This window comes from Marinomonas fungiae (assembly GCF_001418205.1).
GTDB lineage: Bacteria > Pseudomonadota > Gammaproteobacteria > Pseudomonadales > Marinomonadaceae > Marinomonas > Marinomonas fungiae.
The window spans coordinates 33,768-57,987 of the sequence record NZ_LIQF01000004.1 but is presented as its reverse complement, the minus strand read 5'-3'; the positions used below and the strand labels follow the sequence as shown (position 1 = coordinate 57,987).

Sequence of the window (24,220 nt, the reverse complement as noted above, 5' to 3'; positions counted from 1 at the left end):
TTATGAGCGCAACCAATACACACTCAATTGATATTTCAGCAATGCAACGTAGCCAGCAGGCGCTGCGCATTGAAGACGAAAAAGTTTGTCTTTCCGTTAAAGACTTACACCTTTACTACGGCGACAAAGAAGCACTGAAAGGGATCGATATGATCATCCCTGAGAAAAAAGTAACCGCGTTTATCGGCCCATCGGGCTGTGGTAAATCCACGCTACTACGTTGCTTTAACCGTATGAATGACTTGGTAGACAGCTGTCGCATCACAGGTGAAATCAACCTGCACGACACCAACATCTACGCCAAAGGCACCGACGTAGCGGAGCTACGTCGTCGCGTGGGCATGGTATTCCAGAAGCCAAACCCATTCCCGAAAAGTATCTACGAAAACGTGGCTTATGGCCTACGTATTCAAGGTATCAACAAGAAGCGCGTGATCGACGAAACAGTGGAATGGGCACTGCGCTCAGCGGCGCTTTGGGACGAAGTAAAAGACCGTCTACACGAAAGTGCTCTAGGCATGTCTGGTGGTCAGCAACAGCGTCTGGTTATTGCCCGTACCGTGGCGGTAAAACCAGAAGTATTGCTGCTAGACGAGCCAGCGTCAGCGCTTGACCCGATTTCGACGTTGAAGATCGAAGAGCTGATTCACCAGCTTAAAGAAGAATTTACCATTGCCATCGTTACTCACAACATGCAGCAGGCGGCACGTGTGTCGGACTATACTGCGTTTATGTACATGGGCAACATGGTGGAGTTTGGTGACACCAACGGCTTGTTCACTAACCCAACTAAACAACAAACTGAAGACTACATCACTGGCCGCTACGGCTAGGATAAGGAACTGCGATCATGAGAGAGTTAACAACGGACCATATTTCTCAACAGTTCAACAGCGAACTGGAGACACTACGTCAGCACTTCTTAACAATGGGTGGTGTAGTTGAAAACCAAGTATCGGATGCGATTCACGCCTTGCTAGAAAGCGATAGCCATCTTGCAGAAGAAGTGAAAGAAAAAGATGCCACGGTTAACCAGCTAGACGGCATCATTGATGAAGAATGTACCCGTATTCTTGCTAAGCGCCAGCCTGCTGCGACGGACTTGCGTATGATTTTGTCGATCAGTAAAGCGGTCGCAGAGCTTGAGCGCATGGGGGATGAGGCGAAGAAAATCGCGGATCACGCATTGAAATTGATTCATGAAGGCGAGTCCCCACGTGGCTATGTGGAAATTAGCCGTATCGGCCAAATGGTGGCGCGCATGGTACGCGAGAGCTTAGATGCTTACGCTCGTCTAGATTTAGATTTAGCCGTTAGCGTTGCGAAAGCGGACCGTACTGTGGATCTTGAATACAAAACGGCGATTCGTTCTTTGATCACTTATATGATGGAAGACCCACGTTCGATCAGTCGTGTGTTCAACGTAATTTGGGTATTGCGTTCCCTAGAGCGTATTGGTGATCACTCGCGTCATCTATGCCAGCACCTAGTGTATTTGATTAATGGTGTGAACGTGCGCCATGTGCCTGCTGAAGAGCTGGAAAAAATTGCACAGGACGAGAAAAAAGCGTAACCAACGGATGCGCTTAAAAAGGGGTGGGATCTCGCGATCCCACCCCTTTTTGTTTGTCTGAGAGGGCGGTTACAGTAGCGTACTCAACTCCGCGAGGGCAGTCGGGTATTCTGCTTGTGCATTTTGTAACAGTGTCATTAAAGGCTCTGCTTGGCCTTGGCTGGCACTGGCTTCCATCTGTGCAAATAAGCGGGTTAACGAAACCAGTGCAAGGTTCGAGCTAGCGGACTTTAAAGAGTGACTGAGCTGCTCCACCTGCTCAAGGTTGCTCGCATTGACGGCTTGCTCAAGCGCGTTTAATTTGGCTTGACTGTCTTCTTCATAGCTGCCTTTCACCCTGAGTAAGGTATCGCGCCCAAGAATATCTTTAAGGGTTTTTAATTGCGTATGGTCGACTAACATGTGAGTGATCCTAGTCCTGTGAGCGTAATAAAGCCGCTAATTGACTGGCGGTTATAGGGTAATGGTAGACCGCCTCAGCATGAAACTCTGGGTATTTCCGAGCCAAGGAAGCGCACCAAATAATGTTGACCGACTGTCGTTGCAGTTGTTTTAAATATTCTAACTGTAGGCTGGAAAGGGTGGTTTTGTCACTAATCAATAACCATGAAAATGAGACGTCAGCGCTATTCAGAACCAGCATGGTGAGCTGCTCTTCCGAGAGCAACTGGACTTGGTAACTGGACGCCAATAAAGCCTCGAGGCCTTGGTCGAGAAAGGTATCACTGCTTAAAACGGCTATTGACTCTGTGATGTTGTCGGCGCCCGGCCGATTGGCAAAAGCGTTAACCCCCATGGGGAGATCAATCCAAATCTCAGAGCCCTTCCCTTGCGTAGTAGAAAAGTGCAATTCGCCATCCAGTGAACCAATTAATAAATGACATAAGGTAAATCCTAGTCCCATCTGTTGGATTTGATTGGCGACCGTATTGGTGGGGTTAAAAGGATTGGAGCGCAAACCGCTTTGAATAGCTTCTGGTAAGCCTTCCCCCGTATCTTTCAGGCTAATCTGGACCATTTTAATGGCCTTGTCATTGTGCTTTTCGGGTACACGCAGAATCGGTAATGTCGAAGGGCGAATATTCAGCATTAACTCGGCGTCCACACACAAAGGCGTTATTTGTAGGAGGAGCACAGTTAGAATTTCGTGCAAGCGTTTGTAATCGGTATCGACCAAGCTTGGTATACGAGGGTCAACCTGGCATATGACTCTGACATTATGTGCACTAAAAGTAGGCTCTAGTGCTTGAATGGTATATTCCAGATGATCACGGATTGCCCCTTCACTGATATGCGGCTTGAGCTTATTGGCCTCGATCAGAATCAAATCGTGGTAGCCATCTAATAAAGTCAGTATTTGGCTATTGTGGTTTGTTACACGCTCCAAGGCTACTTGTGTCGATTCCTTAGCGCTATCTTGTTTAAGATAAGAAAGCCTGCTGATGATGCTGGTGATGGCCGGTTTTAGTTCGCTGGTAATGCGACTGATAACATCGACTTTGCTGTTTAATATGTCTTCGATACGTTGTTCTAAGCGAGCAGTACGGTTGAGAGACTGTCGGAATACTTGCGACAATTTGAAAGTCATGAACAATAACGCCGCGGAAATGCCCAATAGGATCAGGGAAATGAATTGGATGCACTCCAATTGAACGTCCAATTCGGCACGTTTCTTGGTGACATAGTCGTTAGCGCCTTGATTGACAATCACCACAAAATCGGTGATTTGTGAATCCAGCGAGCGAAGTCGTTCCATAATGATCGGCACTTGATCTAAACGACCATTTTCTAAGTGTTCGATATTGAGGCTAATCAGCTCTAATTCACCCGAAATGATGTTCAATAAGCGGGTTGCACGACCATTAGCGAAGTTGCGAATATGTCGTCCCAAATCCCCTTTTCGCAGAAGATCGACACGACTCAATACCAAGTCGTATTGGAAATAAGCATTGCCATTGACCGGTAAATCGTCGGCACTTAAGTCAGACAGATAATTCATCAAACGATAGGTTTGCAGCTGTAACTGTAAGGAGTGCCAGCGGGAGCTATCAAAGACTTGGCGGGCGTTGAGACGTGTGCTGTTATCGGCCAGCGGGATCAGCAAAAAGGTAAGCAACGATGAGCAGCAAACGCAGATAATTAAGAAATTAATGAGGGTGCGTTTGCGTTGCTTATTGGCTTCAGGGCCTTGCTCAGTCGCCATACTCATTGCTCTGGCATCAACACTTGCAGTGCTTGGATTTGCCAAATAGAGCGGCCGTAATAGGCTTCATTTCGCAACTCTGGGTATTGGTCAAAGTCATACACCACCATCAATGGCCCCTTATTTCGTATGGAGATGTCCTGATTGTCCATAGCATAGGCGATGATGGCGCGGTGACTGCTAAAGTCGGTTAAGGGAACTTCGGTAATGTAATGATTAAAAGCCGTCAAACGAATGACATCGCCTGGGACGTTAAGTTGTGCCAGTAAGTCATTAGGATCGAATCCCACATAGAGATGTGTACCTTCCTCCCAAGGGGTTTGCGTCGAAATCTGATGCACCGGTAACTGTTTGAGCGTTGCTAAATCGAATCGAGCTGGCGTCGTAAGGTCGAGTTGTTCGAGATGACCGCTTACCGTTAATACAACAGGACCTTCAGGTCCTTCTGAGGCAGCGAAGACGCTGTGACAAAGGGCGGTAAACAGTACTGCCAAGGTACCACGAAGAAGACGTTTCATAGCTGTATCCATATCAGAAGTAGTCTCACCAGAGGTGTAAGCTCAATAGTGTATCAAATTTGATTTTAAGCGATAGAATCAATCCGCTCAAAAAGTCATCAGTGATCCATTATCCCGTTCTCTGGGGCGATAAAACACGCGATTTGATGTGGTGGTTGGCACCCAGCGCGTGCAAAAATGTGCTTAAATAGACGCTTTAAAACGTTATTCAGAGAAGTTTTTCAACGAGGATTAAAACCTGTGATTACCCATCCATTTAGCGCTGTTGGCGCAATTATAGAAGCATTTCCTCTGCTGTTGTCACGTCGTTTACGTTTGTTTCTGTTAGCCCCTATTTTCGCCAACATTGCGCTGATGGTATTGCTGTATACCGTTGCGCTAAGCTACATGGGGGTGGCTGTGGATGAAATGATGGGCTTCTTGCCAGAATGGTTGTCTTTCCTAAACTGGCTGTTTTATCTGTTGCTAAACATCGTGGTGGGCTTGCTGATGTTTTACAGCTTTTCAGTGGGCGTAAATATCTTAGCGGCACCTTTTATGGCATTTTTAGCGGAAAAAGTGGAAGAGCGTCAAACGGGCAAGCAGTTTGATGAAGATATGAGCTTCGCGGGCTTAATGTTGATCGCAGGGCGTAGCTTAAAGCGTGAGCTTCAGAAGTTAGCGTACTTTCTGCCGCGTTTTTTGGGGCTATTGTTGCTGTCATTTATTCCGGTTATTAACGTCGTTGCGCCTTTCTTACTCGTGCTATTTTCAGCTTGGATGTTGGCGCTGCAATACATGGATTACGCCTTCGATAATAATAAGATTCCGTTTCCTGAAATGCGTGCTTCTTTACGTGAAAAACCACTGTTGTGCTGGACCTTTGGTTTTATCGTAATGTTTGCCGTGACCATCCCTTTTTTGAATTTGTTTATCATGCCCATTGCTGTTGTGGCGGCAACCTTGCTTTGGATTAAGTTGTTCAGCGAACGCTTTGTGAATTATGCAGATTTACTGTCTCAGACCCGATAGGACACGATTTTGAAAATACTGGTTGTTGATGATGCCTCGTTTACTCGTGATTTGATTAAACGTACGCTGCGCAAGCGCTTCCCATCGGTCACGGTGGAAGAAGCTGTTAATGGTCGTAAAGCGCAGCAAATGCTGGAAAAAATCCCATTTGACATGGTGCTGTGTGACTGGGAAATGCCGGAAATGACAGGGGTTGAGTTGCTACAGTGGTGTCGCGAGCAACCCAACTATAAGAAAGACACGCTGCCATTTGTGATGATTACGAGCCGTGGAGATAAGTCCCATGTGGTCGAAGCGGTGCAGTCGGGTGTGACGGATTATTTGGGTAAGCCGTTTTCAGCGGACCAATTAGTACAAAAGGTTTTTTCTGCCGCAAAGCGCAATGGCCTAGAGAAAAAACTGGACTCAGCACCTAGGCCCCATGCGGCGCCGTCCACTGGCGGTGTGGCATCGGGTTCATTGGATGTGTTAATGGCGGGCACCGTCAATCCTAAAGCGTCTGCCACGCCTAAAATCACTAACCCAACGGTGACGATCAAAGACGTTAAAATCCCGACCAAGGTGCGTTTTGCTGGCAAAGAGTTCCGTTGCATGGTGGTTCACTTTGGCAAGGATGAGGCGACCATGCTGATTAAGAGCGATGACGTGATTCCAACGGTATTGGATCAGGCGGTATTGGATCTCACCTTTGAGCAGAAGGTCAACCGTCTCAATTACTTTGTTCAAGCGGTGGCCACCACTGAGAAAAAACACGACTCAGCGTTTTTAACCGTGACGCTTAATCTGATTGATCAAGATGCGGACAAAGAAGCCTTTATTCAGCGTTTGTTTGATTCGTGGTAAGGATGATTTAGACGGCACATAAAAAAGCCCAATGCATTGCATTGGGCTTTTTTGGTATCGGAGTGCTGTACTACGTAGAAGGCGTATGCGCAGATGCTTCTGAATTATTCTCAGACGTTTCTGACACTTTCTTAACGTCATCCACGTTGTCTTCCACATCGCTTGCCACGGTCGCTAGCAACGCCTCTTGGCGTACGCGATCGGTTGGGAAGTGGCAGGAGAAAGTACTGCCAAAACCAGGCTGACTGCGGATTTGTAGTTTGGCGTTATGGTGAATCAATACGTGCTTCACAATCGCTAAGCCTAAACCTGTGCCTCCCGTGTTAGAGCCACGGCCCTTATCCACGCGGAAGAAACGCTCTGTTAATCGCGGAATATGACGAGGATCGATGCCCAAGCCTTCGTCTTCTACAGAGAGCACACCACTGAATTCATTCTGAACCCATTTAATCTGAATGTGGCCGCCTTCCGGTGAGTACTTAATGGCGTTAAACACAAGGTTTGAAAACGCACTGTAGAGCTCACTGGTGGCACCGTAAATGTAGCTATTTTCAGGGATATCGAAGCTCATCTCGTGCTGCTCTGACATCATAGGTAAAGCGGTTTTGCGCACCGTTTCACAGATGTCTTCCAACTTGAGCCATTGATGTGGCTCCTTTTGATCATTGGTTTCTAGGCGCGAAAGCAACAACAAATCTTCGATCAAATGCTCCATACGTAGGGATTGATCGGTCATATTGACGATGCCGCGTTGCATCGACGGAGGCAGGTTATCTTTAAACATCGACAACGTTTCCAGATAGCCTTTGATCACTGTCAGTGGTGTTTTCAGTTCGTGGGAAGCGTTTGCCACAAAGTCTTTACGCATCTGCTCAAGCAAATGTAAACGGGTCACATCTCGGACAAAAATTAGATGATCGTTATGGTCATAGAGCGTGGTTTGTAGCTCTAAATACACGCCTTCTTTAGACGGTGATTTAATTACCAGAGGTTCACCAAAACGCTTCTGAGTGAAGTATTTAAAGAATTCTGGGTTGCGCAAAATATTGGTAATCGGCTGACCGCGATCGACGGGGCGTTGCAGACCTAACAATAAGCCTGCTGAGTTATTCCACCACTCCAAATTACCGTTACTGTCCGCCATGATCACGCCTTCTTTAAGCGCAGCGGTGGAATTCTCAATACGGTTAAGCGCTTGGCGCATGCGTCGTTTCGACTTACGCTGTTTTTTCTGTAAGCGATAGACCGCATCAAAGATTTCACCCCAGATACCAGAGGCATCTGGGGGCGCGGCTTTACCGGAACGACGTAGCCAATTGTGAAATTGATACAACTGATACAGCTGCCAGTACAACGTACCAAGGGTATACAACAAGGCTAGCGCAAGAATATGGCCCAATACGAAACCAATGACGATAACCGCCATTAACCCACTTATCCATGTAATGAAAGCTCGTTGCCAAGTTCTTTTCATATCGTATCTATGCCGTACGTTTCGCTGAGAATCGGTAACCCGTACCGCGAACCGTTTGAATTAAAAAGTCATGAGAATCGCCAATCGCCTTACGCAAACGACGGATATGCACGTCCACTGTACGTTCTTCCACGTAGACATTGCCACCCCAAACCTGATCGAGCAGCTGTGCACGTGAGTAAGCGCGCTCTTGGTGGGTCATCAAGAATTTCAACAGGCGGTACTCGGTCGGCCCCATTTCGATGGGCGTTGTGCCAATTGAAACGCGTTGGCTAATAGGGTCGAGCAATAAACCTTCTACTTCGATTGGGTCGTCTACCCCTTGAGGCGTGGCACGACGTAATACTGCTTTCAAGCGCGCAACTAATTCACGTGGCGAGAATGGTTTGGTGATGTAATCATCTGCCCCCACTTCTAAACCTTGAATCTTGTTGTCTTCTTCGCTTTTCGCGGTCAACATGATGACTGGAATTTCAGCCGTCGTTGGATCTTTTTTCAGGCGACGCGTCAGCTCAACGCCACTGCCACCAGGCATCATCCAATCTACTAACACCAAATCAGGGCGATGATCGACGATCATCTCATGCGCCTGTTGGCTATTTTCCGCTTCCATGTATTCATAGCCAGCCATTTCCAGCGCGACGGCGATCATCTCGCGGATTGGTGCTTCATCATCAATAATAAGTACTTTTTTACCGGTCACAGGATTTATCCTCATCTCAGGAACGGTAGCTATTAAAGCGGCTAAATATGACAGCTGTGTTAAATTGTCATATCAGTGCCACATGATTGCCACAATTAAATGTAATACCCGAGTAAGATTCCTGCAAAGATGCAGTAACCGATACGGTTATTATCTAAGAAAGAACGAAAACACGCTTGGCGCTCGCGGTCTTTAGCTTGTTGGTATTGCTGATAAAATAGATACGTCGCGCCCAATAAGCTAACAAAATACATGATGCCTAATTGAGCAAGCACACCAATCCACATCATCAAAGATAGGGTCAATCCTTGCAAGACAAGAATCACCAGTAAATCGTAACGGCCAAATAAGATGGCAGTTGATTTAATGCCTATCTTCACATCGTCTGGGCGATCTGTCATGGCGTAGTAAGTATCGTAAGCAATGGTCCAGAAGCAGTTTGCCACAAACAGCATCCACAGCTGCGGGTCCAGTAAGCTACCGCCTTGTGCACTGTAAGCCATCGGGATGGCCCAAGAGAAGGCTAAGCCCAAAAACAGCTGTGGCAAATGTGTGTAGCGTTTCATAAACGGATATAAAGCGGCTAAGAACAAACCGACAAAAGACAGCAAAATGGTCTGCCAATCGGTAAATAGCACTAAAATAAAGCTTAAAATCGATAAACCAGCAAACAGCGCTAAGGCTTCTACTTCCGATACCCGACCCGATGGCAATGGACGATTCTTGGTGCGTTCGACAAAGCCGTCCACTTTACGATCGGCAAAGTCGTTAATCACACAGCCGGCAGAGCGCATACTGAACACGCCCAACACAAAAATAAATATTAGATGCCATTCTGGCCAGCCATCCGCTGCGAGCCAAAGGGCCCAAAGGGTTGGCCACATCAGCAACAAGGAGCCAATGGGACGGTTAAAACGGGTTAAGTCGGCGTAATCTTTTAGTTTACTCATGGTGTGCAATCACTTAGTTAAAGTTGTCCGGCGGCCAGTGTAATATCGCTGATGGCGGGATAAAAGGCTTCGTTGACCAAGATGCCAGGACCATACTCGATGAATACAGAGCGACGCGCCCAAAGGGAGTCTTTGCAATTAAGGATCAAGCCGGCTGGCAGTTTGACGACTTCCGTTGAGCTACGTCGTAAGCGTTTCGATTTATACACGTAACCACCTAACGGACGGTTGTCTAAATACGGCAGGTAGCGCCATGTGCCTCGCAACGAGCGAGCGGGAATAATCGAACGGGCATACACCACGGGGATCTCATTAACATACAGGATGACGGTTCGAACCCGAGCAATCTCACGGTTTTTTAAACCTAAGCGAAGACGTTCACGGGGAGAGGGAGCTTGCCAATCATCGCTTAAAACCTCGACTCTTAACTGACCTGCTTGACGTAGCTTAGCCGTAATAGAGTGGCTTGTGGTTAACCACGGTAAGATGCTTTTCGGAATGGTGCCACGAGAGACCTGCTCAATGGTATGCCAGCGATAGTCAAATTGCTGTGTTAGCTTCTGATTTAGCAAACTCATTTGGCCCCGCTGATGAGGTCAACCATTTTACTGAGCTCACTGGAAGAACTCAGTACTTTACGATGACATTGCTGAGCATCCTCTGCGCTCAAACCTAGCGACCGCAGGAGTTCTGGGTCTGGCGTTTCATCATTGAACAACTGATGGCAGAGTTGTAAGCAAAGTGCCAGCTTAAAGTGAGCGCCTTGATAACCCGGTGTCTGACTGTAGCGCACCGCCGTATAAATGCTTTCAGGTAGGCCCCAGTGTTTTAGTAGCCAAGCCCCTAATTGTTCTTTGGTGAAATGCAAGGTCTGCATTTCAATCACATCGGTTGGCAGATGGGCATTGGCTTCAATGTAACGGGATAGAATGCCGAAATGAGGCGGTAGTACTACGGCAATCGCCAAGTAGCCGAAATTATGCAGCAAGCCTGACAAGTAAGCATGACCCAAGCGCGGACGCTCGCCGGATGGCATCTTACGCACCAATTCTTCCATCAGTACGGCATGAGAAACGGCGCTAAACCAGAAATCTTCGTAATGGCGTGGGCCATTCTGCGGTAATTGAAAAGCGCTGCCCATGGATAAGCCCAAGGCCAAGTTCATCACCATATCAAAGCCTAAAACGCGTATGATGGCATCTTCAACAGAGTCGATTTCACCACGCACACCGTAGTAAGGCGATGAGGCCCAGCTGATCACTTGCGCAGATAAAGACGGATCTAAGCTGATGACATCGCACAGATCGTCTGTGCCTGCGTTCTCGTTGGAGCACAGTTGAATAATGCGGTGGGACGACGCAGGTAAGGGCGGGATTTCAAGGGTTTCTTCCAAACGGGCCCGCAAGCGCATAGACTGGAATTTGCCCAGTGCGGCTTGCATTTGTTCCGAATCTTGGCTCAGATCCAAGACGGGTTTAGGGATGCTTGTCACCGGAATCGCCACCTGCTCGTAGCGTGATAAAGGGCCTTGGAAGCGGCCAGTGAACTCTTCCTTAGAATAACTTTTGTAACTGTGTTGGGCGCTGCTGCGCAGTTCAATGACATCACAGTCTAATAATGACCGATCAATAATAGTGGAGCAGGTGTTGGGTTTGATCAGTGGGTCGCCTTCAATATTGTAATTGGCAACAGGGTCAAAGCGGCGTTTAGTCAAACGGGATAATGCAGCCATGTCGAGCATACTGTCATACGGGAAAATAACCTGTAGTTTCCCTGTGTGATCGGCGAGATGAACGATTCGCACTCGCGTGTTAATGAGTTGTTCGGCAGACTGGTCTGACACTCTAAATCCCCAAATAAAACGATTTTCTTTATTAGGACATTATTAAGCAAACTAAAAAAGCCCCACTGGGGGCTTTTTAGACAGGATTGGTACAAATAGCAAGATTAGTGGTTCAAAATCTGGCTTAAGAATAACTGTGTCCGATCATGCTGTGGGTTTTCGAAGAATTCATGAGGCGTATTGGCTTCGACGATTTCTCCTGCATCCATAAATACCACGCGATCCGCGACGGTTTTCGCAAAGCCCATTTCGTGGGTCACACAGACCATCGTCATGCCTTCATCCGCCAATTGGATCATTACGTCCAATACCTCTTTGATCATCTCAGGATCAAGCGCTGACGTCGGCTCGTCGAACAGCATGATACGAGGTTTCATGCATAGGCCACGTGCAATGGCCACACGCTGTTGCTGGCCTCCGGAAAGCTGCCCTGGGTATTTCAATGCTTGGTTGGCGATTTTCACTCGTTCCAAGTAATGCATAGCCATGGCTTCCGCTTCTTTCTTAGGCGTTTTACGTACCCAGATTGGCGCAAGTGTCAGGTTTTCCAAGATAGTTAAATGCGGGAACAGGTTAAAGTGCTGAAACACCATACCGACGTCTTTACGAATCGCCTCAATGTTTTTGAGGTTATCGTTCATTTCGATGCCGTCGACCAGAATTTGACCTTTCTGGTGCTCTTCTAGACGGTTAATGCAACGAGTCATTGTGGATTTACCAGAACCAGAAGGTCCACAAACGACGATACGCTCACCTTTTTTAACGCTAAAGTTGATGTTCTTTAGTACGTGGAACTCGCCGTACCACTTGTTTACATCCGTAAATTGAATGATTGCTTCTTCGCCCGGCTCAAGTTGGGCTAATGCCATATTTCTATCTGTCATGTTGTAAGGCCTCAAATTCTCTATTAATTCCGCTTGTGTCCGGTATCTAACTTACGCTCAACCGCCATTGAATAGCGGGACATACCGAAGCAGATTGCCCAATAAACTAAGCCTGCAAAGGCGTAACCTTCCGTTGTGGTACCTAGCCAGTTAGCATCGTGGTTAGCGGCTTGTATACGACCCAATAGGTCGAACATACCAACGATGTAAACCAGTGTTGTATCTTTGAATAAACCGATAAAGGTGTTCACAATGCCTGGGATAACCAGTTTCAACGCCTGCGGTAAAATCACAAGAATCATTGATTGCCAGTAGGTTAAGCCCATCGCATCAGCGGCTTCGTATTGACCTTTCGGAATAGCTTGTAAGCCACCTCGAATAACCTCTGCCATATAGGCTGCAGAGAACAGAGTAATACCGATTAATACACGCAGTAGCTTGTTAAAGTTCAACCCGTCAGGAAGGAACAATGGAATCATGACGGATGCCATAAACAAGACTGTGATCAGAGGTACGGCACGAATGGTTTCAATGAACACCACACAGACAGACTTCACAATCGGCATATCTGAACGGCGACCAAGGGCCAACAGAACGCCCAACGGCAATGAAGCAACAATACCAACCACGCCCAATAGTGTGGTTAGAAATAGGCCGCCCCAGTTAGTCGTTTCAACTGGCTCTAAGCCGAACATGCCACCAGAGAACAAGATAAACGCCACGACTGGGTAAACCAGTAAGATGACCGCTGTTAATAAGCCTTTGTTGATGGCTTTTATGGCATACATGGCCACCAATACAATCAACATGATTAAGGCTAAGTTCACACGCCAAGTTTCTTCTGCTGGGTACAAGCCGTACATGAACTGCTTAAAGTACACACCGATAAACGCCCAACACGCACCACCCGCGGTACAAGCGGCTTTTGACTCACCGCTCCATGTTGCATTTATCAGTGCCCACTCAATCATGGGTGGAAACAATAAGTAGATGATGTAAAAGCTAAATATCGTTAGAAAGATGTTTAGCGGAGAAGAGAAAAAGTTCTTACGAATCCAAGCAACAGCACCGACAGAGTTCTGTGGCGGCGGGAGGCTTGGAGAGGGTTTGAATTCTATGGTCATACTAATCTCCTAGCGCTCAACCAGCGACATTTTCTTGTTGTACCAGTTCATAAAGAACGAAATGGACAAGCTTAAAGAGCCGTACACCAACATACACAAGCCAATCGTCTCAATGGCCTGACCAGTTTGGTTGAGTGTGGTCCCCATGACCACGGCCACCAGTTCAGGGTAAGCGATTGCAGCGCCTAATGATGAGTTTTTAGCAAGGTTTAGAAATTGGCTGGTCAAAGGTGGGATGATGACACGAAGCGCCTGTGGCAAGACGATCAAGCGTTGCGTCAGGCTGTCCTTAAGACCTAGCGAGCGTGCCGCTTCGGTTTGTCCCCAATTCACAGATAAAATGCCTGCACGAACGATCTCAGCGATGAATGCGCCGGTGTAGGTTGAGAGCGCAACCAATACCGCAACAAATTCAGGCACCAACACCATACCGCCAGAAACGTTAAAGCGACTTTTCTGTGGCAGTTCAAACTCCACTGGGAAACCAGCGATGGCAAACCCCAGAATAGTGCCAAAGACAATGATCGCTAACGAAGACCAGTAAGCAGGAAACCAAACACCGGTTCTTTTCTGGCGCTTCTTAGCCCAAATAATCAGGGCAATCGAGGCCGCTAACGCGATGAAGAATGCGCCAATGGCAATGCCGATACCGTCCTGAAAAATCGGGTTAGGGGAGTAAACCCCACGCTTGTTCAGCAGAAAATCACCGAAAATGATGCTGTCGCGCGGATGCGGCAAAGCGGCCAGAACAGCGAAGTACCAGAAAAACATTTGCAACAATAATGGGATATTGCGCAAGGTTTCAATGTATACCGTTGCTAGACGTGCCACTAACCAGTTCTGAGACAGGCGGGCTAAGCCCATCACCACACCAATAATGGTGGCGAAGATAATGCCTATCAAAGAAATCAGGATGGTGTTGATTAAGGCCACAACGAACGCTCGCCCGTAGCTGTTGGCCTCAGTGTAGTCGATTAAATGGATTAAGATCGGAAAGCCTGCTGGCTCATTTAAAAAAGAAAAACCGGTCGAAATCCCTTGAGTTTGCAAGTTCGCTTGGAGGTTGTGGAATAGGTAGTAACCCACCGCCACCACTACGACCAAGAGCACTGCTTGGAACAACAAGGCACGGTTGCCAGCGTCGTTCAGAAAGCTTGTATTAGTTATAGTTTTTTCGCTCATCTTGGTTCAGGCAATGAATGCTCGTCAGATGTAAAACAGAAGGGGGAACCCAGTGGCATCTGCCACTGGGTGTAATCCCAAAGTAGGTAAGGGATGTGTACGGATTAACGTACTGGTGGCGCATATAGAACGCCGCCTTCAGTCCAAAGGTTGTTCACACCACGTGGTAGATTCACTGGCGTGTTTGGACCAACGTTGCGATCGAATACTTCGCCGTAGTTACCGACTTTCGCAATGATGTTGTATGCCCAGTCCGCGCCTAGCCCTAATGACTCGCCCATGTTGCCTTCAGCACCTAGTAGGCGGCGAACGCCTGGATCTGTTGACTCTGCTTTGATCTTAGCAACGTTTTTGGAGCTGATACCCATCTCTTCAGCGTTGATCTGTACGAACAAGGCCCAAGTAACGATGTCTTTCCATTGGTTGTCGCCGTGACGAACCACTGGTCCTAGAGGCTCTTTAGAGATGGTTTCTGGAAGGATGATGTGTGCCGCTGGATCCGCTAGTTTAGAACGGTGTGCAGCAAGACCTGATTTGTCAGTCGTGAAGACATCACAACGGCCTGATGCGTAGGCTGCAAGTGCTTCGTCCGCTTTCTGTACGATAACAGGTACGTAAGATAGCTGATGTTTACGGAAGAAGTCCGCCATGTTCAACTCAGTCGTTGTACCTTGCTCTGTACAAACGGTAGCGCCGTCTAGATCCATTGCTGTTTCAACGCCTAGGTCTTTACGTACCATGAAGCCTTGGCCGTCATAGAAGTTTGGCGTAGTGAAGTCCAAGCCTAGCGAAGTATCACGGGTATAAGTCCACGTAGTGTTACGTGAAAGTATGTCGATCTCGCCAGATTGCAGAGCTGTAAAACGCTCTTTTGCCGAAAGTGGTGTGAATTTCACTTTTTGCGCATCGCCAAAGATGGCGGCCGCGGTAGCTCGACATGCGTCAACGTCGATCCCTGTCCAGTTGCCGGAATCATCAGCGTTTGAAAATCCTGGTACCCCTTGGCTCACGCCACACTGGATAAAGCCTTTTGCTTTTACGTCGTCCAATGTTGCTGCTGCAGCACCGGTACTGATTGTTGCAGCCACCGCAGCGGTGGTTAGAATTTTACCAACGTTCGATTTCATGATTTTGCCTCCAGGCGTTTACTAGTTGTTATGTTTGCAAAGTCGAATCTGTCTTGAAGATCCTTTCAATTACTTGGTCGAGCTACTTTAGTTCGCTTTCGTACTAAGTCTCTAGCAAGTTGCTTGCCAACATCTTTGGTTATTCTTGTTGTTTTCTAGTCTAGTGCAATCTGCTGATTAAGCTTGGCACTGCCCTATGAAATTACTGTTATTACCCTTGAGTCAAGGCGAAAGCACTACTATGTGCGATTTTTTTCCTTTTTCATTGGATTTTCTAAATATAGATCAATTTAAAAGTATTACTTAATAGTTTTTGTTTATGTTGTGTTAACTTGGTGCACAAAATTGTTTATTTGCGCTCTATTGATGCATGAATAGCCTAGTTTCTGATGGATAAATGTACAAATTGATGCATATAGATTTTGTTTGGTGCTAGTGGATGCTTTTTGTATTACTTTGGTGCGATTTGAGCGATGAAGAGCTTTCGACCGTAATGTCGTGTCTAGACGGTTAATTTTTCCTAAGTTATTTGCCCCGTGGTAGAATCGCGCTAAATTAAATGGCAGTTACCTTCGGAGAGTCATATTGATGGAAACGTCTGCAAAGCCTTTGGACAGATTGGATAAGAAGATCCTGCGTGAGCTGCAAATTAATGGTCGCTTATCGAATGTGGAGCTTGCCAGTCGTGTAGGTCTAAGTGCGACGCCATGTTTAGAGCGCGTACGTCGACTTGAGCGTAATGGCTACATAACGGGTTATTGTGCCTTGGTTGATCCTCGTAAAGTGGATGCTGGATTGTTGGTGTTTGTTGAAATTCGGCTAAAAGCCACTTCACCAGAAGGGTTTAACGAGTTTAAAGAAGCGGTTTCTGAGATCCCTGAAGTGCTGGAATGCCACCTAATCGCAGGGGATTTTGAATATCTACTCAAAGCTCGGGTATCGAATATGGATGCCTACCGCCATCTATTGGGCGAAACCTTGCTGACGCTGCCGCACGTACGTGAGTCGCGCACCTACGTAGCGATGGAAGAAGTGAAAAACACCACGGTAGTCAAAATCCCTTAAGATTTTCACGCGATAGTAGAATAAAAACCACGCCCCTAGGAGGCGTGGTTTTTAAGTTTGGTGCATAAAAAGGCGAAATAAGGTCCTATTTAGACGTTGAGATATTGTTGATGCTTGGGCAGCCAGCGAGAGAGTAGCGGCGACACGTGCTCTGGGTAGTCTCGGTAGAGAAGGGCTGCGGCTTGTTGTACATGCTGTAATAGGGCTTTATCGCGCTGAAGGTCGGCTACTTTGAACTCTAACAGGCCAGTTTGGCGAGCCCCGAGTAATTCCCCTGGGCCACGCAGTTCTAGGTCTTTCTCAGCGATTTTAAAACCATCGGTGGTTTCACGCATGGTGGCTAGGCGGGCTTTGCCTTGCTGTCCAAGCGGCGCGTGATACAGCAATACACAGTGGCTGGCGGCTTGGCCTCGGCCGACACGACCGCGTAATTGGTGCAATTGCGCCAACCCAAGGCGTTCAGGGTTCTCAATGACCATTAAACTGGCATTGGGCACATCGACACCCACTTCGATCACCGTGGTCGCGACCAAGAGTTGAATCTCACCCTCTTTAAAGCGCGCCATGATATCGGCTTTTTCTTGTGCTTTGAGACGACCATGCACCAAGCCTATGTTTAGCCCAGCAAGATGCTCTTGCAGCAAAATGGCGGTATCTTCTGCCGCTTGGCACTGAAGGGCTTCGGACTCTTCAATCAAGGTACAGACCCAATACGCTTGCTTACCTTCTTCACAGGCATGGCGTACCCGCTGGATCACTTCGTCTCGACGTTGATTGGAGACGACAATGGTGTTTACTGGAGTTCGCCCAGGCGGTAACTCATCAATAATGGAGCAATCCAAATCGGCATAAGCCGACATGGCTAAGGTGCGGGGAATCGGCGTCGCAGTCATGATCAGCTGATGGGGCTGAAACCCAGCTTGTAGACCTTTCTCTCGTAACGCCATACGCTGATGCACTCCAAAGCGATGCTGCTCGTCGATGATCGCTAATGCTAAGCCTTTGAAGGTAACCGTTTCTTGGAAGAGGGCATGGGTGCCAACCACAATGCTTGCACTGCCCGAGGCGATGCGCTCTAGCTCCGCCTCCCGTTGTTTGCCTTTGAGCTTGCCTATCATCCACGCGACTTCAATGCCAAGTGGCTCAAACCATTGTTTGAAATTGAGATAATGCTGCTCGGCGAGAATTTCAGTCGGTGCCATCACCGCCACTTGATAGCCTTGCTGTACCACGGCCGCGGCAGCCATCGCTGCTACGAGTGTTTTGCCAGAACCCACATCCCCTTGTACCAAACGAAGCATCGGATGGCCGGTACTTAAATCATTGAGAATCTCTTGGCTAACGCGTTGTTGAGCACCTGTTGGGGCAAAGGGTAGTTGTGCTAAGAGTTGATCGACCAAGGCGCCGCGCTCTGGTACCACAATGGCACGATCGTGCTTGGCCATCTGGCGTTTACCGATTAGCGATAGCTGATGCGCCATCAGTTCTTCAAACGATAAGCGATACTGGGCAGGATGCGCGCCGCGTTTGAGCTGCTCTAAGTCTGTGCCGCGAGTTGGGTGATGCAGAAAGTGAATCGCGTCGGCCAAGGATGGCAAACTAAACTGCTGACGAATGCTGTCTGGGAGCCACTCACGCAGATTGTAAGGGGTTAAGCGCTCTAAGGCTTGCTCACAAATCTGGCGAATTTTGGTTTGCGTGATGCCTTCGGTGAGCGGGTAAATCGGCGTCAGCTGATCTGTGCCTTCATGGGGCTCATCCTCTTTCAAGACGCTGTATTCGGGGTGATAGATTTCGAAGCCGGTGCTACCACGACGGATTTCGCCAAAACAACGCACCCGACCAGCTTGCTCTAGCTGCTTTTTTTGCGCTGCATTGAAATGGAAGAAGCGCAAACACAGAGAGCCAGAATGGTCGCGAATACGGCAGATCAGGCTGCGCCGCTTACCCATCTTGATCTCGCAGCCGCTAACTTCCCCCTCAATCACGGCCTCGTCGCCGAAGCGTAGTTGGCCAATCGGAACGACACGAGTTCGATCCTGATACCGAATCGGTAAGTGAAACAGAGCATCCTGAACCGTGTGGATGTTCAGCTTGGCGAGCTTTTCCGCCATTGCTGCGCCGACACCTTTGAGCTCCTTGATGTCTTGGGTTTCCAGTGCATCAACCATGCTTAACCTAGGTTCAACTTCTGACAAGCGGCTCGGATAGACTGGCTTAATGATTCAATTGCTTGCGGACGAGGGAAGCTGGCGCGCCATGCCAACGCCACGGTACGCTTTGGTACTGGCGATTTAAACGGACGTACGGCCAAGATGCTTTCATCCAAATGAGTCACGGCAGATTTCGGTAATACCGTTACGCCAAGACCAGAGGACACCATGTAACGAATGGTCTCGAGTGAACTACCATTAACAATGGTATGTCCTTCGTTGAGTTCGTCATCGCCTACTAACGGACAGGCTTCCATCACTTGGTCGCTAAAACAGTGTCCCTTACCGAGAAGTAGAAGATTGTCAGTGGTCAATTGATCGGTGCTGATATGTTCCAGCTTGGTCCAAGGGTGGTCCTTGGGCATCAAGACCACGAATTCTTCTTCGTAGATTGGTTGGGTCACGACGTCCGGCTCGCGAAACGGCAGCGCAACAATGATGGCGTCCAATTCACCGTTACGCAGTTTTGGTCGCAAGTTTTCAGTTAAATCCTCTTCGATCTGTAAGGGCATGCCTTCAGCGATGCTCTTCAACTCAGGAATCATTGACGGGAAAAGGTAAGGTGCTATGGTGAAGATAGCGCCGACTTTTAATGGACCACGTAATTGGTTTTTACCCGAAGAAGCCAGCTCTTTGATCATATTGGCTTGCTCAAGAACGCGGCGCGCTTGAGTGATGATTTGTTCGCCAATCGGGGTGATATAGACTGAACTTTTGCTTCGTTCAAAAATCGCAGCGCCAAGTTCGTCTTCGAGCTTTTTCACCGCCACACTCAGCGTTGGTTGGGAAACGTGACAACGCTCTGCTGCGCGACCGAAGTGCTTCTCTTCTGCTAGCATAACGATGTACTTGAGTTCTGTTAGCGTCATAATCTAATACCCTTTTGATTGGTATTAACTATGATAATACATATTTTGATAAAGTGTACTGTTTCTAGACAGTTAGACATTTTTTGCAAGGATTGAGGGAATCATGACAAAGGTTCTGATAGCGGGTTGTGGTGATTTAGGACAGGGAGTGGCACAACATTTTGTGGCGCAGGGCTACGACGTCACCGGTATTCGACGCTCGGGTACGTATTTTCCTGATGGCGTAAAGGGCATTACCCATGACCTCACCACTTTACCTCCAGAGCAGTGGCCTGATGCTGATCTGGTGTACTTAATTATGACGCCGACTGGGCGCACAGCTGAGGCGTATCAAGCGGCTTATGTCGATACGGCCAAAGCCTTGGTAGCAGCCTATCAACATCGCAGGCAACCGAAAGTGATCTTTGTGTCCAGTACCAGTGTCTATGGTCAAAATCGTGGTGAGTGGATTGATGAGCAAACTAAGGCCGTCGCGGCCTCCGCTACGGCAGAGAAAATTCTAGTAGCCGAAGCTGTGCTGTCGGAAAGTATTTCGAGTATTGCCTTGCGTTGTTCTGGGATCTACGGCCCCGGACGCTTTCGTTTATTAGAGGGCGTGCGCCGAGGGGATGCTTGGTCTGTGAATCAATGGACCAACCGCATCCATCGTGACGATGTCGTGTCGGCGCTGTGTGTGCTCGGTGAACAGTCATTGCTCGGTACTGAACTGCCTGCACATGTGATCGCCAGCGATGGTCAGCCAGTTTCTATGTGGGAAGTCAAACTCTGGCTCGCGGCCCGCTTGCAAGTACCACCGCCGTTACCAGACACGGTTAAATTGACCGACTATCTGCCAACGCAGGGTAAACGCATTGTACCGCAGGCTCTGAAGCAACTAGGCTGGCGTCCTCAGTATCCGTCATATGGCGTGGGTTATGAAAGCATGATGGACGACTATCAGGCATGGTTAGCGCATATGAGTGCGGGGCTATAGGGGGCAATAAAAAAGCGCTTGAAATGCTCCAAGCGCTTTTCTTTTCAGCTAGATAGCAGAAGATTAGTCTTCTAGTACCATCACGCCTTCGATTTCAACTGCAACGCCTTTTGGCAAAGCGCGAACGCCTAGTGCCGCACGAGCTGGGTATGGTTCAACGAAGAATTTAGTCATCACTTCGTTTACTAGAGCGAAGTTGCCTAGGTCTGTCATGTAAATGTTTAGCTTAACGATGTCTTTTAGAGAACCGCCAGCCGCTTCACAGACTGCTTGTAGGTTTTGGAACACCTGAGTCGTTTGCTCGGCAACGTCGTCGCTGATCACTTCCATTGTCGCTGGAACCAATGGGATTTGGCCAGATAGGTAAACCGTGTTACCAGCACGAATAGCTTGGGAGTATGGGCCGATCGCTGCCGGTGCGTTTTCAGAGAAGATCACTTGTTTTGCCATGATTTGGGATCCTTAAGATTTAATCAATTCACACTATGTGATTAGCGTCCGACAAGGGTTTCGCGGGACACTTTTTCAACACAGCGCACAGCTTTAATACGACGCATCACATCGGCCAAGCCAACGCGGCTGGAAATGGCGATGTTGAGGCGTAAACGGGAAATCTTACCGCGTTCAATGATGTCCAAGTTTGAGACTTGGAAGTCGGTATCGGTTATCGAGCTAGCGATTTTCGCCACCGCGCCGCGTTCGTTGGTGTAAGTAACGATGAGGCTCACATTTAACTCTTCCTCGATTTCCTTACTCCAGGTCATACGAATGTAGCGCTCAGGATTGGCGAGGTGGTCTTGAATGTTTGGGCAGCTCTGGTGATGAATGATGACGCCTTTGTCCACTTGAACGTAGCCAACAATCGGATCGCCAGGAATTGGCGAACAGCATTTCGCGTAGGAAATCAGCATGCCTTCGGAGCCGTTTACTTTGAACGATTTTGGCGTAACCAATTCATCTTCATTAAAGTTCGGGAAGAGCTGACGTGCTACCACATAGCCCACGTGGCGACCTTTACCGATGGATTCTAATAAATCATCCATGGTCTCAAGTTGATGTGACTCGAGCACCACTTTGATTTGTTCTTCAGTCAGTTCTTCCACCGTGGTGCGGAACGCATTCAGCGAGCGGGTCAGCAGACGATAGCCAAACGAAATGGCGTTTTCACGTTGTTTCGATTTCAGATAATGGCGAATGTTGGTGCGGGCTTTACCGGTAATCGCAAAACTCAACCATGCTACGTTGGGTTGCGCGCTTTTTGCGGTAATGACTTCAACTGTTTGACCACTTTCCAGCTGCGTACTCAATGGCGCTAAGCGACGGTTGATACGGCAGGAAATACAGGTGTTGCCGATTTCTGTGTGTACGCCGTAGGCGAAGTCCACAGGTGTCGCACCAGATGGCAATTCGATGATTTCGCCTTTTGGTGTAAAGACATACACTTCATCTGGGAAAAGGTCGCTTTTCACGTTGTCGATGAATTCCATTGGGTTGTGCGCTTTTTCTTGAATCTCAAGTAAGCTTTTTACCCACTTCGTGGCGCGTTCATGGTTCGTCGCTGTCATCGTTGACTGGCCCTGAGACTTGTAGGTCCAGTGCGCGGCGATACCGTTGATTGCCACCATATCCATCTCTTGAGTACGGATTTGTACTTCCAGCGGCAGACCATTGTTGCCTACCACGGTGGTGTGCAATGACTGGTAACCGTTCGATTTGGGTACGGCAATGTAATCTTTAAAACGTCCTTCGATCGGCTTAAACAGGGCATGAATCACGCCTAAAATGCGATAACAGCTGTCTTGGCGATCGGTGACGATGCGCACGCCCATGACATCCATAATTTCTTCCAGAGAGCGACGTTTTTTCTGCATTTTCTGGTAGATGCTGTAAGTATGCTTTTCGCGTACGCTGATGTTTGAGTCGATATAGTCTGCCGCCAGCTCTGAGCGAATAAAGTCTTCAAGCTTCTGCATGGCTTTTTCACGTTGGCCATAGCGCTTATTAATGGCGCGCTTGAGCATACGTGAACGCATCGGGTAGTAGGCCTCGAAGGCCAAGGACTCTAGGTCAACTTTGACATCGTACATACCTAAGCGGTTGGCGATGGGAGCGTAAATATCGAGAGTTTCGCGGGCAATGCGGCGCTTTTTATGACCAGGCATGGAATCGAGCGTACGCATATTATGCAGACGATCGGCCAGTTTCACCATGATGACACGGATGTCATCGGCCATGGCCATGGCCATTTTTTGGAAGTTATGAGCTTGCTTTTCGAGCTGACTATTGAACTCAAGGTGGGTCAGTTTGCTAACGCCATCGACTAGGCCTGCGACGCCTTCACCGAACTGTTCGGCTAAGGATTCACGGGAAATCCCCGTATCTTCAATGACATCGTGCAGCAAGGCGGCGGTCAGACCCTCACAATCCATGCGCAGATCGGCCAAAATAAACGCTACCGCAAGCGGGTGTGTTACATAGTGCTCGCCACTTTTACGTTTTTGACCATCATGGGCTTGCTCGGCGTAATAATACGCGCGTTTCACCGTCGCCACCTGCTCGTAGGGCAGGTATTGGCTAAGGGTTTGTGCTAATACTTCAATAGTAGACATCGCTCACCTCACATCAGGAAAAGCTAAACCAGAAAATCGTGCGTTGAGCGATGTTAACCATCAATGCTTAGAACTCTGTCGTAGGCTTGGTTTGGAAGTCGACGTTTTTCGCATTGATTAGATCTTCTGCGATTTCACGTAGTGCTACTACGGTCATTTTGTCTTCTTCTAGTGGTACTTTCGCGTCCGCACCACCGGTTGCTAGTTGGCGTGCGCGCTTAGCGGCTACCATTACCAACTCAAAACGGTTATCTACGTTTTCTAGACAATCTTCAACTGTAACTCGAGCCATGTTTGACCTCTATATAGGGTAAGAATTAATCACTAATTAGTGTCGTCAATTTTACTTAACGGGTGATCACTATGACAAGAGATCATTGATCAGATCTGTGTGAATCTCTTGGATTAATGGTGTTCTGGCGCGATTCGCCACAAAAACAGCCTTTAATTGTTCCAACGCTTCATTGAAATCATCGTTGATAATGACGTAGTCGTACTCGTCATAGTGCGACATTTCATTGACTGCTTTCGACATACGGCGTGCGATCACATCCGCTGCATCGGTGCCACGGCCTGTTAGACGTTCTTCAAGGGCTTGGAGCGAAGGGGGCAGAATGAAAATGCCGATGGCGTCTGGGTACTGCTCACGCACTTGGCGCGCGCCCTGCCAATCAATCTCAAGAATGACATCTAAGCCTTGCTCAAGCATGTCGAAAATGGCTTTCTTCGATGTGCCGTAGTAGTTATCAAACACTTGCGCATGCTCAAAAAAAGCATCCTCGGCAATCATGTCGAGGAAAGAATCCACATCCACAAAGAAGTATTCACGGCCATGCTCTTCACCCGTGCGCGGCGCACGTGTAGTGTGTGACACAGAAATACGAACTTTTTGATCTGCCTGTAACAGTGATTTGTACAGGGAGGATTTACCCGCGCCAGATGGCGCCGACAGAATGAATAGATTGCCTTTTTGTTTTGTCATGACCCTACCTTGCCGAGCAAGATTTGAATGAAATAATGAAACCGGCACTATAGCATATTTGTACAAGGAAGCAG

At 48.1% G+C, this 24,220-nt stretch carries 24 protein-coding genes; 6 read left to right on the top strand and 18 right to left on the bottom strand.

The genetic code is table 11. The features are described from left to right. The first annotated feature begins 2 nt into the window (after positions 1-2). Both pstB and phoU read left to right on the top strand, forming a co-directional pair. A complete protein-coding gene (gene pstB, locus ASC49_RS07295; RefSeq protein ID WP_055462586.1) occupies positions 3-833 on the top strand; it encodes a phosphate ABC transporter ATP-binding protein PstB in 831 nt (276 codons plus the stop codon). Positions 834-850: 17 nt separating this feature from the next. After that, positions 851-1,573, top strand: a complete 723-nt coding sequence (phoU, locus tag ASC49_RS07290) for a phosphate signaling complex protein PhoU (protein ID WP_055462585.1) — start codon at positions 851-853, stop codon at positions 1,571-1,573. 69 nt (positions 1,574-1,642) lie between these two features. On the opposite strand, the gene ASC49_RS07285 is transcribed toward phoU, so the two are convergent. From ASC49_RS07285 to ASC49_RS07275, 3 genes are read right to left on the bottom strand one after another with little or no spacing between them, the layout of a single operon-like run. Continuing rightward, a complete protein-coding gene (locus ASC49_RS07285) occupies positions 1,643-1,975 on the bottom strand; it encodes an Hpt domain-containing protein (RefSeq protein ID WP_055462584.1) in 333 nt (110 codons plus the stop codon). Positions 1,976-1,985: 10 nt separating this feature from the next. Then, positions 1,986-3,776, bottom strand: coding sequence for a sensor histidine kinase (locus ASC49_RS07280; RefSeq protein WP_055462583.1), 1,791 nt, complete (start codon positions 3,774-3,776; stop codon positions 1,986-1,988). Between the two features lie 2 nt (positions 3,777-3,778). Further along, positions 3,779-4,294: a hypothetical protein gene (locus tag ASC49_RS07275; RefSeq protein WP_055462582.1), complete on the bottom strand. Its 516-nt coding sequence runs from the start codon at positions 4,292-4,294 to the stop codon at positions 3,779-3,781. A 240-nt stretch (positions 4,295-4,534) separates the two neighbouring features. On the opposite strand from ASC49_RS07275, the gene cysZ reads away from it, so the two are divergent. Together cysZ and ASC49_RS07265 are read left to right on the top strand one after the other, a co-directional pair. Next, positions 4,535-5,305, top strand: a complete 771-nt coding sequence (gene cysZ, locus ASC49_RS07270) for a sulfate transporter CysZ (RefSeq protein WP_055462581.1) — start codon at positions 4,535-4,537, stop codon at positions 5,303-5,305. Between the two features lie 9 nt (positions 5,306-5,314). Beyond that, on the top strand, positions 5,315-6,148 hold the full coding sequence (locus ASC49_RS07265; protein WP_245624662.1) for a response regulator: 834 nt from the start codon (positions 5,315-5,317) through the stop codon (positions 6,146-6,148). A 70-nt stretch (positions 6,149-6,218) separates the two neighbouring features. Here ASC49_RS07265 and phoR read toward each other — a convergent pair whose 3' ends face one another. The 9 genes from phoR to ASC49_RS07220 form a co-directional block, all read right to left on the bottom strand. Next, on the bottom strand, positions 6,219-7,574 hold the full coding sequence (gene phoR / locus ASC49_RS07260) for a phosphate regulon sensor histidine kinase PhoR (RefSeq protein WP_245624661.1): 1,356 nt from the start codon (positions 7,572-7,574) through the stop codon (positions 6,219-6,221). Positions 7,575-7,629: 55 nt separating this feature from the next. Beyond that, on the bottom strand, positions 7,630-8,325 hold the full coding sequence (gene phoB / locus ASC49_RS07255) for a phosphate regulon transcriptional regulator PhoB (RefSeq protein WP_055462579.1): 696 nt from the start codon (positions 8,323-8,325) through the stop codon (positions 7,630-7,632). Positions 8,326-8,420: 95 nt separating this feature from the next. After that, entirely contained in the window at positions 8,421-9,275 is an 855-nt protein-coding gene (ubiA, locus tag ASC49_RS07250; protein WP_055462578.1) for a 4-hydroxybenzoate octaprenyltransferase, read from the bottom strand. A gap of 17 nt (positions 9,276-9,292) precedes the next feature. Next, complete coding sequence (locus ASC49_RS07245; RefSeq protein ID WP_055462577.1) at positions 9,293-9,853, bottom strand: chorismate--pyruvate lyase family protein; 561 nt, start codon at positions 9,851-9,853, stop codon at positions 9,293-9,295. Continuing rightward, a complete protein-coding gene (locus tag ASC49_RS07240; RefSeq protein ID WP_055462576.1) occupies positions 9,850-11,118 on the bottom strand; it encodes an HDOD domain-containing protein in 1,269 nt (422 codons plus the stop codon). The genes ASC49_RS07245 and ASC49_RS07240 overlap by 4 nt, the downstream gene beginning before the upstream one ends. A 104-nt stretch (positions 11,119-11,222) precedes the next feature. Beyond that, the gene (locus ASC49_RS07235) at positions 11,223-12,002 is read right to left on the bottom strand and encodes an amino acid ABC transporter ATP-binding protein (protein ID WP_055462575.1); all 780 of its coding nucleotides are present in this window, start codon (positions 12,000-12,002) and stop codon (positions 11,223-11,225) included. A 23-nt stretch (positions 12,003-12,025) separates the two neighbouring features. Further along, a complete protein-coding gene (locus tag ASC49_RS07230; RefSeq protein ID WP_055462574.1) occupies positions 12,026-13,126 on the bottom strand; it encodes an amino acid ABC transporter permease in 1,101 nt (366 codons plus the stop codon). 9 nt (positions 13,127-13,135) lie between these two features. Then, positions 13,136-14,308 carry an amino acid ABC transporter permease gene (locus ASC49_RS07225; RefSeq protein WP_055462573.1) on the bottom strand — a complete coding sequence of 391 codons (1,173 nt, stop codon included), beginning with the start codon at positions 14,306-14,308 and terminating at the stop codon, positions 13,136-13,138. A gap of 104 nt (positions 14,309-14,412) precedes the next feature. After that, positions 14,413-15,435 carry an amino acid ABC transporter substrate-binding protein gene (locus ASC49_RS07220; RefSeq protein ID WP_055462572.1) on the bottom strand — a complete coding sequence of 341 codons (1,023 nt, stop codon included), beginning with the start codon at positions 15,433-15,435 and terminating at the stop codon, positions 14,413-14,415. Positions 15,436-16,023: 588 nt separating this feature from the next. On the opposite strand from ASC49_RS07220, the gene lrp reads away from it, so the two are divergent. Continuing rightward, the gene (gene lrp / locus ASC49_RS07215) at positions 16,024-16,500 is read left to right on the top strand and encodes a leucine-responsive transcriptional regulator Lrp (RefSeq protein WP_055462571.1); all 477 of its coding nucleotides are present in this window, start codon (positions 16,024-16,026) and stop codon (positions 16,498-16,500) included. Between the two features lie 89 nt (positions 16,501-16,589). Here lrp and recG read toward each other — a convergent pair whose 3' ends face one another. Both recG and ASC49_RS07205 read right to left on the bottom strand, forming a co-directional pair. Then, positions 16,590-18,671, bottom strand: a complete 2,082-nt coding sequence (recG, locus tag ASC49_RS07210; RefSeq protein WP_055462570.1) for an ATP-dependent DNA helicase RecG — start codon at positions 18,669-18,671, stop codon at positions 16,590-16,592. 2 nt (positions 18,672-18,673) lie between these two features. Continuing rightward, complete coding sequence (locus ASC49_RS07205; RefSeq protein WP_055462569.1) at positions 18,674-19,582, bottom strand: hydrogen peroxide-inducible genes activator; 909 nt, start codon at positions 19,580-19,582, stop codon at positions 18,674-18,676. 103 nt (positions 19,583-19,685) lie between these two features. Here ASC49_RS07205 and ASC49_RS07200 point away from each other — a divergent pair, with 103 nt between their 5' ends. Then, a complete protein-coding gene (locus ASC49_RS07200; RefSeq protein WP_055462568.1) occupies positions 19,686-20,555 on the top strand; it encodes an NAD-dependent epimerase/dehydratase family protein in 870 nt (289 codons plus the stop codon). A gap of 63 nt (positions 20,556-20,618) precedes the next feature. Here ASC49_RS07200 and ASC49_RS07195 read toward each other — a convergent pair whose 3' ends face one another. From ASC49_RS07195 to gmk, 4 genes are all read right to left on the bottom strand, one after another. Next, positions 20,619-21,008, bottom strand: a complete 390-nt coding sequence (locus tag ASC49_RS07195; RefSeq protein WP_211262037.1) for a RidA family protein — start codon at positions 21,006-21,008, stop codon at positions 20,619-20,621. A 38-nt stretch (positions 21,009-21,046) separates the two neighbouring features. Continuing rightward, entirely contained in the window at positions 21,047-23,164 is a 2,118-nt protein-coding gene (locus ASC49_RS07190) for a RelA/SpoT family protein (protein ID WP_055462566.1), read from the bottom strand. Positions 23,165-23,231: 67 nt separating this feature from the next. Further along, positions 23,232-23,456 (bottom strand): DNA-directed RNA polymerase subunit omega, encoded by a 225-nt coding sequence (gene rpoZ, locus ASC49_RS07185; RefSeq protein WP_055462565.1) that lies wholly within the window; start codon positions 23,454-23,456, stop codon positions 23,232-23,234. A gap of 69 nt (positions 23,457-23,525) precedes the next feature. Next, a complete protein-coding gene (gmk, locus tag ASC49_RS07180; RefSeq protein ID WP_055462564.1) occupies positions 23,526-24,146 on the bottom strand; it encodes a guanylate kinase in 621 nt (206 codons plus the stop codon). Positions 24,147-24,220 lie beyond the last annotated feature (74 nt).

What these genes read in the sequence shown, in the direction of transcription:
- pstB (WP_055462586.1), top strand. Translation starts at nt 3, where the DNA reads ATGAGCGCAACCAATACACACTCAATTGATATTTCAGCAATGCAACGT.
- phoU (WP_055462585.1), top strand. Translation starts at nt 851, where the DNA reads ATGAGAGAGTTAACAACGGACCATATTTCTCAACAGTTCAACAGCGAA.
- ASC49_RS07285 (WP_055462584.1), bottom strand. Translation starts at nt 1,975, where the DNA reads ATGTTAGTCGACCATACGCAATTAAAAACCCTTAAAGATATTCTTGGG.
- ASC49_RS07280 (WP_055462583.1), bottom strand. Translation starts at nt 3,776, where the DNA reads ATGGCGACTGAGCAAGGCCCTGAAGCCAATAAGCAACGCAAACGCACC.
- ASC49_RS07275 (WP_055462582.1), bottom strand. Translation starts at nt 4,294, where the DNA reads ATGAAACGTCTTCTTCGTGGTACCTTGGCAGTACTGTTTACCGCCCTT.
- phoR (WP_245624661.1), bottom strand. Translation starts at nt 7,574, where the DNA reads ATGGCGGTTATCGTCATTGGTTTCGTATTGGGCCATATTCTTGCGCTA.
- ubiA (WP_055462578.1), bottom strand. Translation starts at nt 9,275, where the DNA reads ATGAGTAAACTAAAAGATTACGCCGACTTAACCCGTTTTAACCGTCCC.
- ASC49_RS07245 (WP_055462577.1), bottom strand. Translation starts at nt 9,853, where the DNA reads ATGAGTTTGCTAAATCAGAAGCTAACACAGCAATTTGACTATCGCTGG.
- ASC49_RS07235 (WP_055462575.1), bottom strand. Translation starts at nt 12,002, where the DNA reads ATGACAGATAGAAATATGGCATTAGCCCAACTTGAGCCGGGCGAAGAA.
- ASC49_RS07230 (WP_055462574.1), bottom strand. Translation starts at nt 13,126, where the DNA reads ATGACCATAGAATTCAAACCCTCTCCAAGCCTCCCGCCGCCACAGAAC.
- ASC49_RS07225 (WP_055462573.1), bottom strand. Translation starts at nt 14,308, where the DNA reads ATGAGCGAAAAAACTATAACTAATACAAGCTTTCTGAACGACGCTGGC.
- ASC49_RS07220 (WP_055462572.1), bottom strand. Translation starts at nt 15,435, where the DNA reads ATGAAATCGAACGTTGGTAAAATTCTAACCACCGCTGCGGTGGCTGCA.
- lrp (WP_055462571.1), top strand. Translation starts at nt 16,024, where the DNA reads ATGGAAACGTCTGCAAAGCCTTTGGACAGATTGGATAAGAAGATCCTG.
- recG (WP_055462570.1), bottom strand. Translation starts at nt 18,671, where the DNA reads ATGGTTGATGCACTGGAAACCCAAGACATCAAGGAGCTCAAAGGTGTC.
- ASC49_RS07205 (WP_055462569.1), bottom strand. Translation starts at nt 19,582, where the DNA reads ATGACGCTAACAGAACTCAAGTACATCGTTATGCTAGCAGAAGAGAAG.
- ASC49_RS07200 (WP_055462568.1), top strand. Translation starts at nt 19,686, where the DNA reads ATGACAAAGGTTCTGATAGCGGGTTGTGGTGATTTAGGACAGGGAGTG.
- ASC49_RS07190 (WP_055462566.1), bottom strand. Translation starts at nt 23,164, where the DNA reads ATGTCTACTATTGAAGTATTAGCACAAACCCTTAGCCAATACCTGCCC.
- rpoZ (WP_055462565.1), bottom strand. Translation starts at nt 23,456, where the DNA reads ATGGCTCGAGTTACAGTTGAAGATTGTCTAGAAAACGTAGATAACCGT.
- gmk (WP_055462564.1), bottom strand. Translation starts at nt 24,146, where the DNA reads ATGACAAAACAAAAAGGCAATCTATTCATTCTGTCGGCGCCATCTGGC.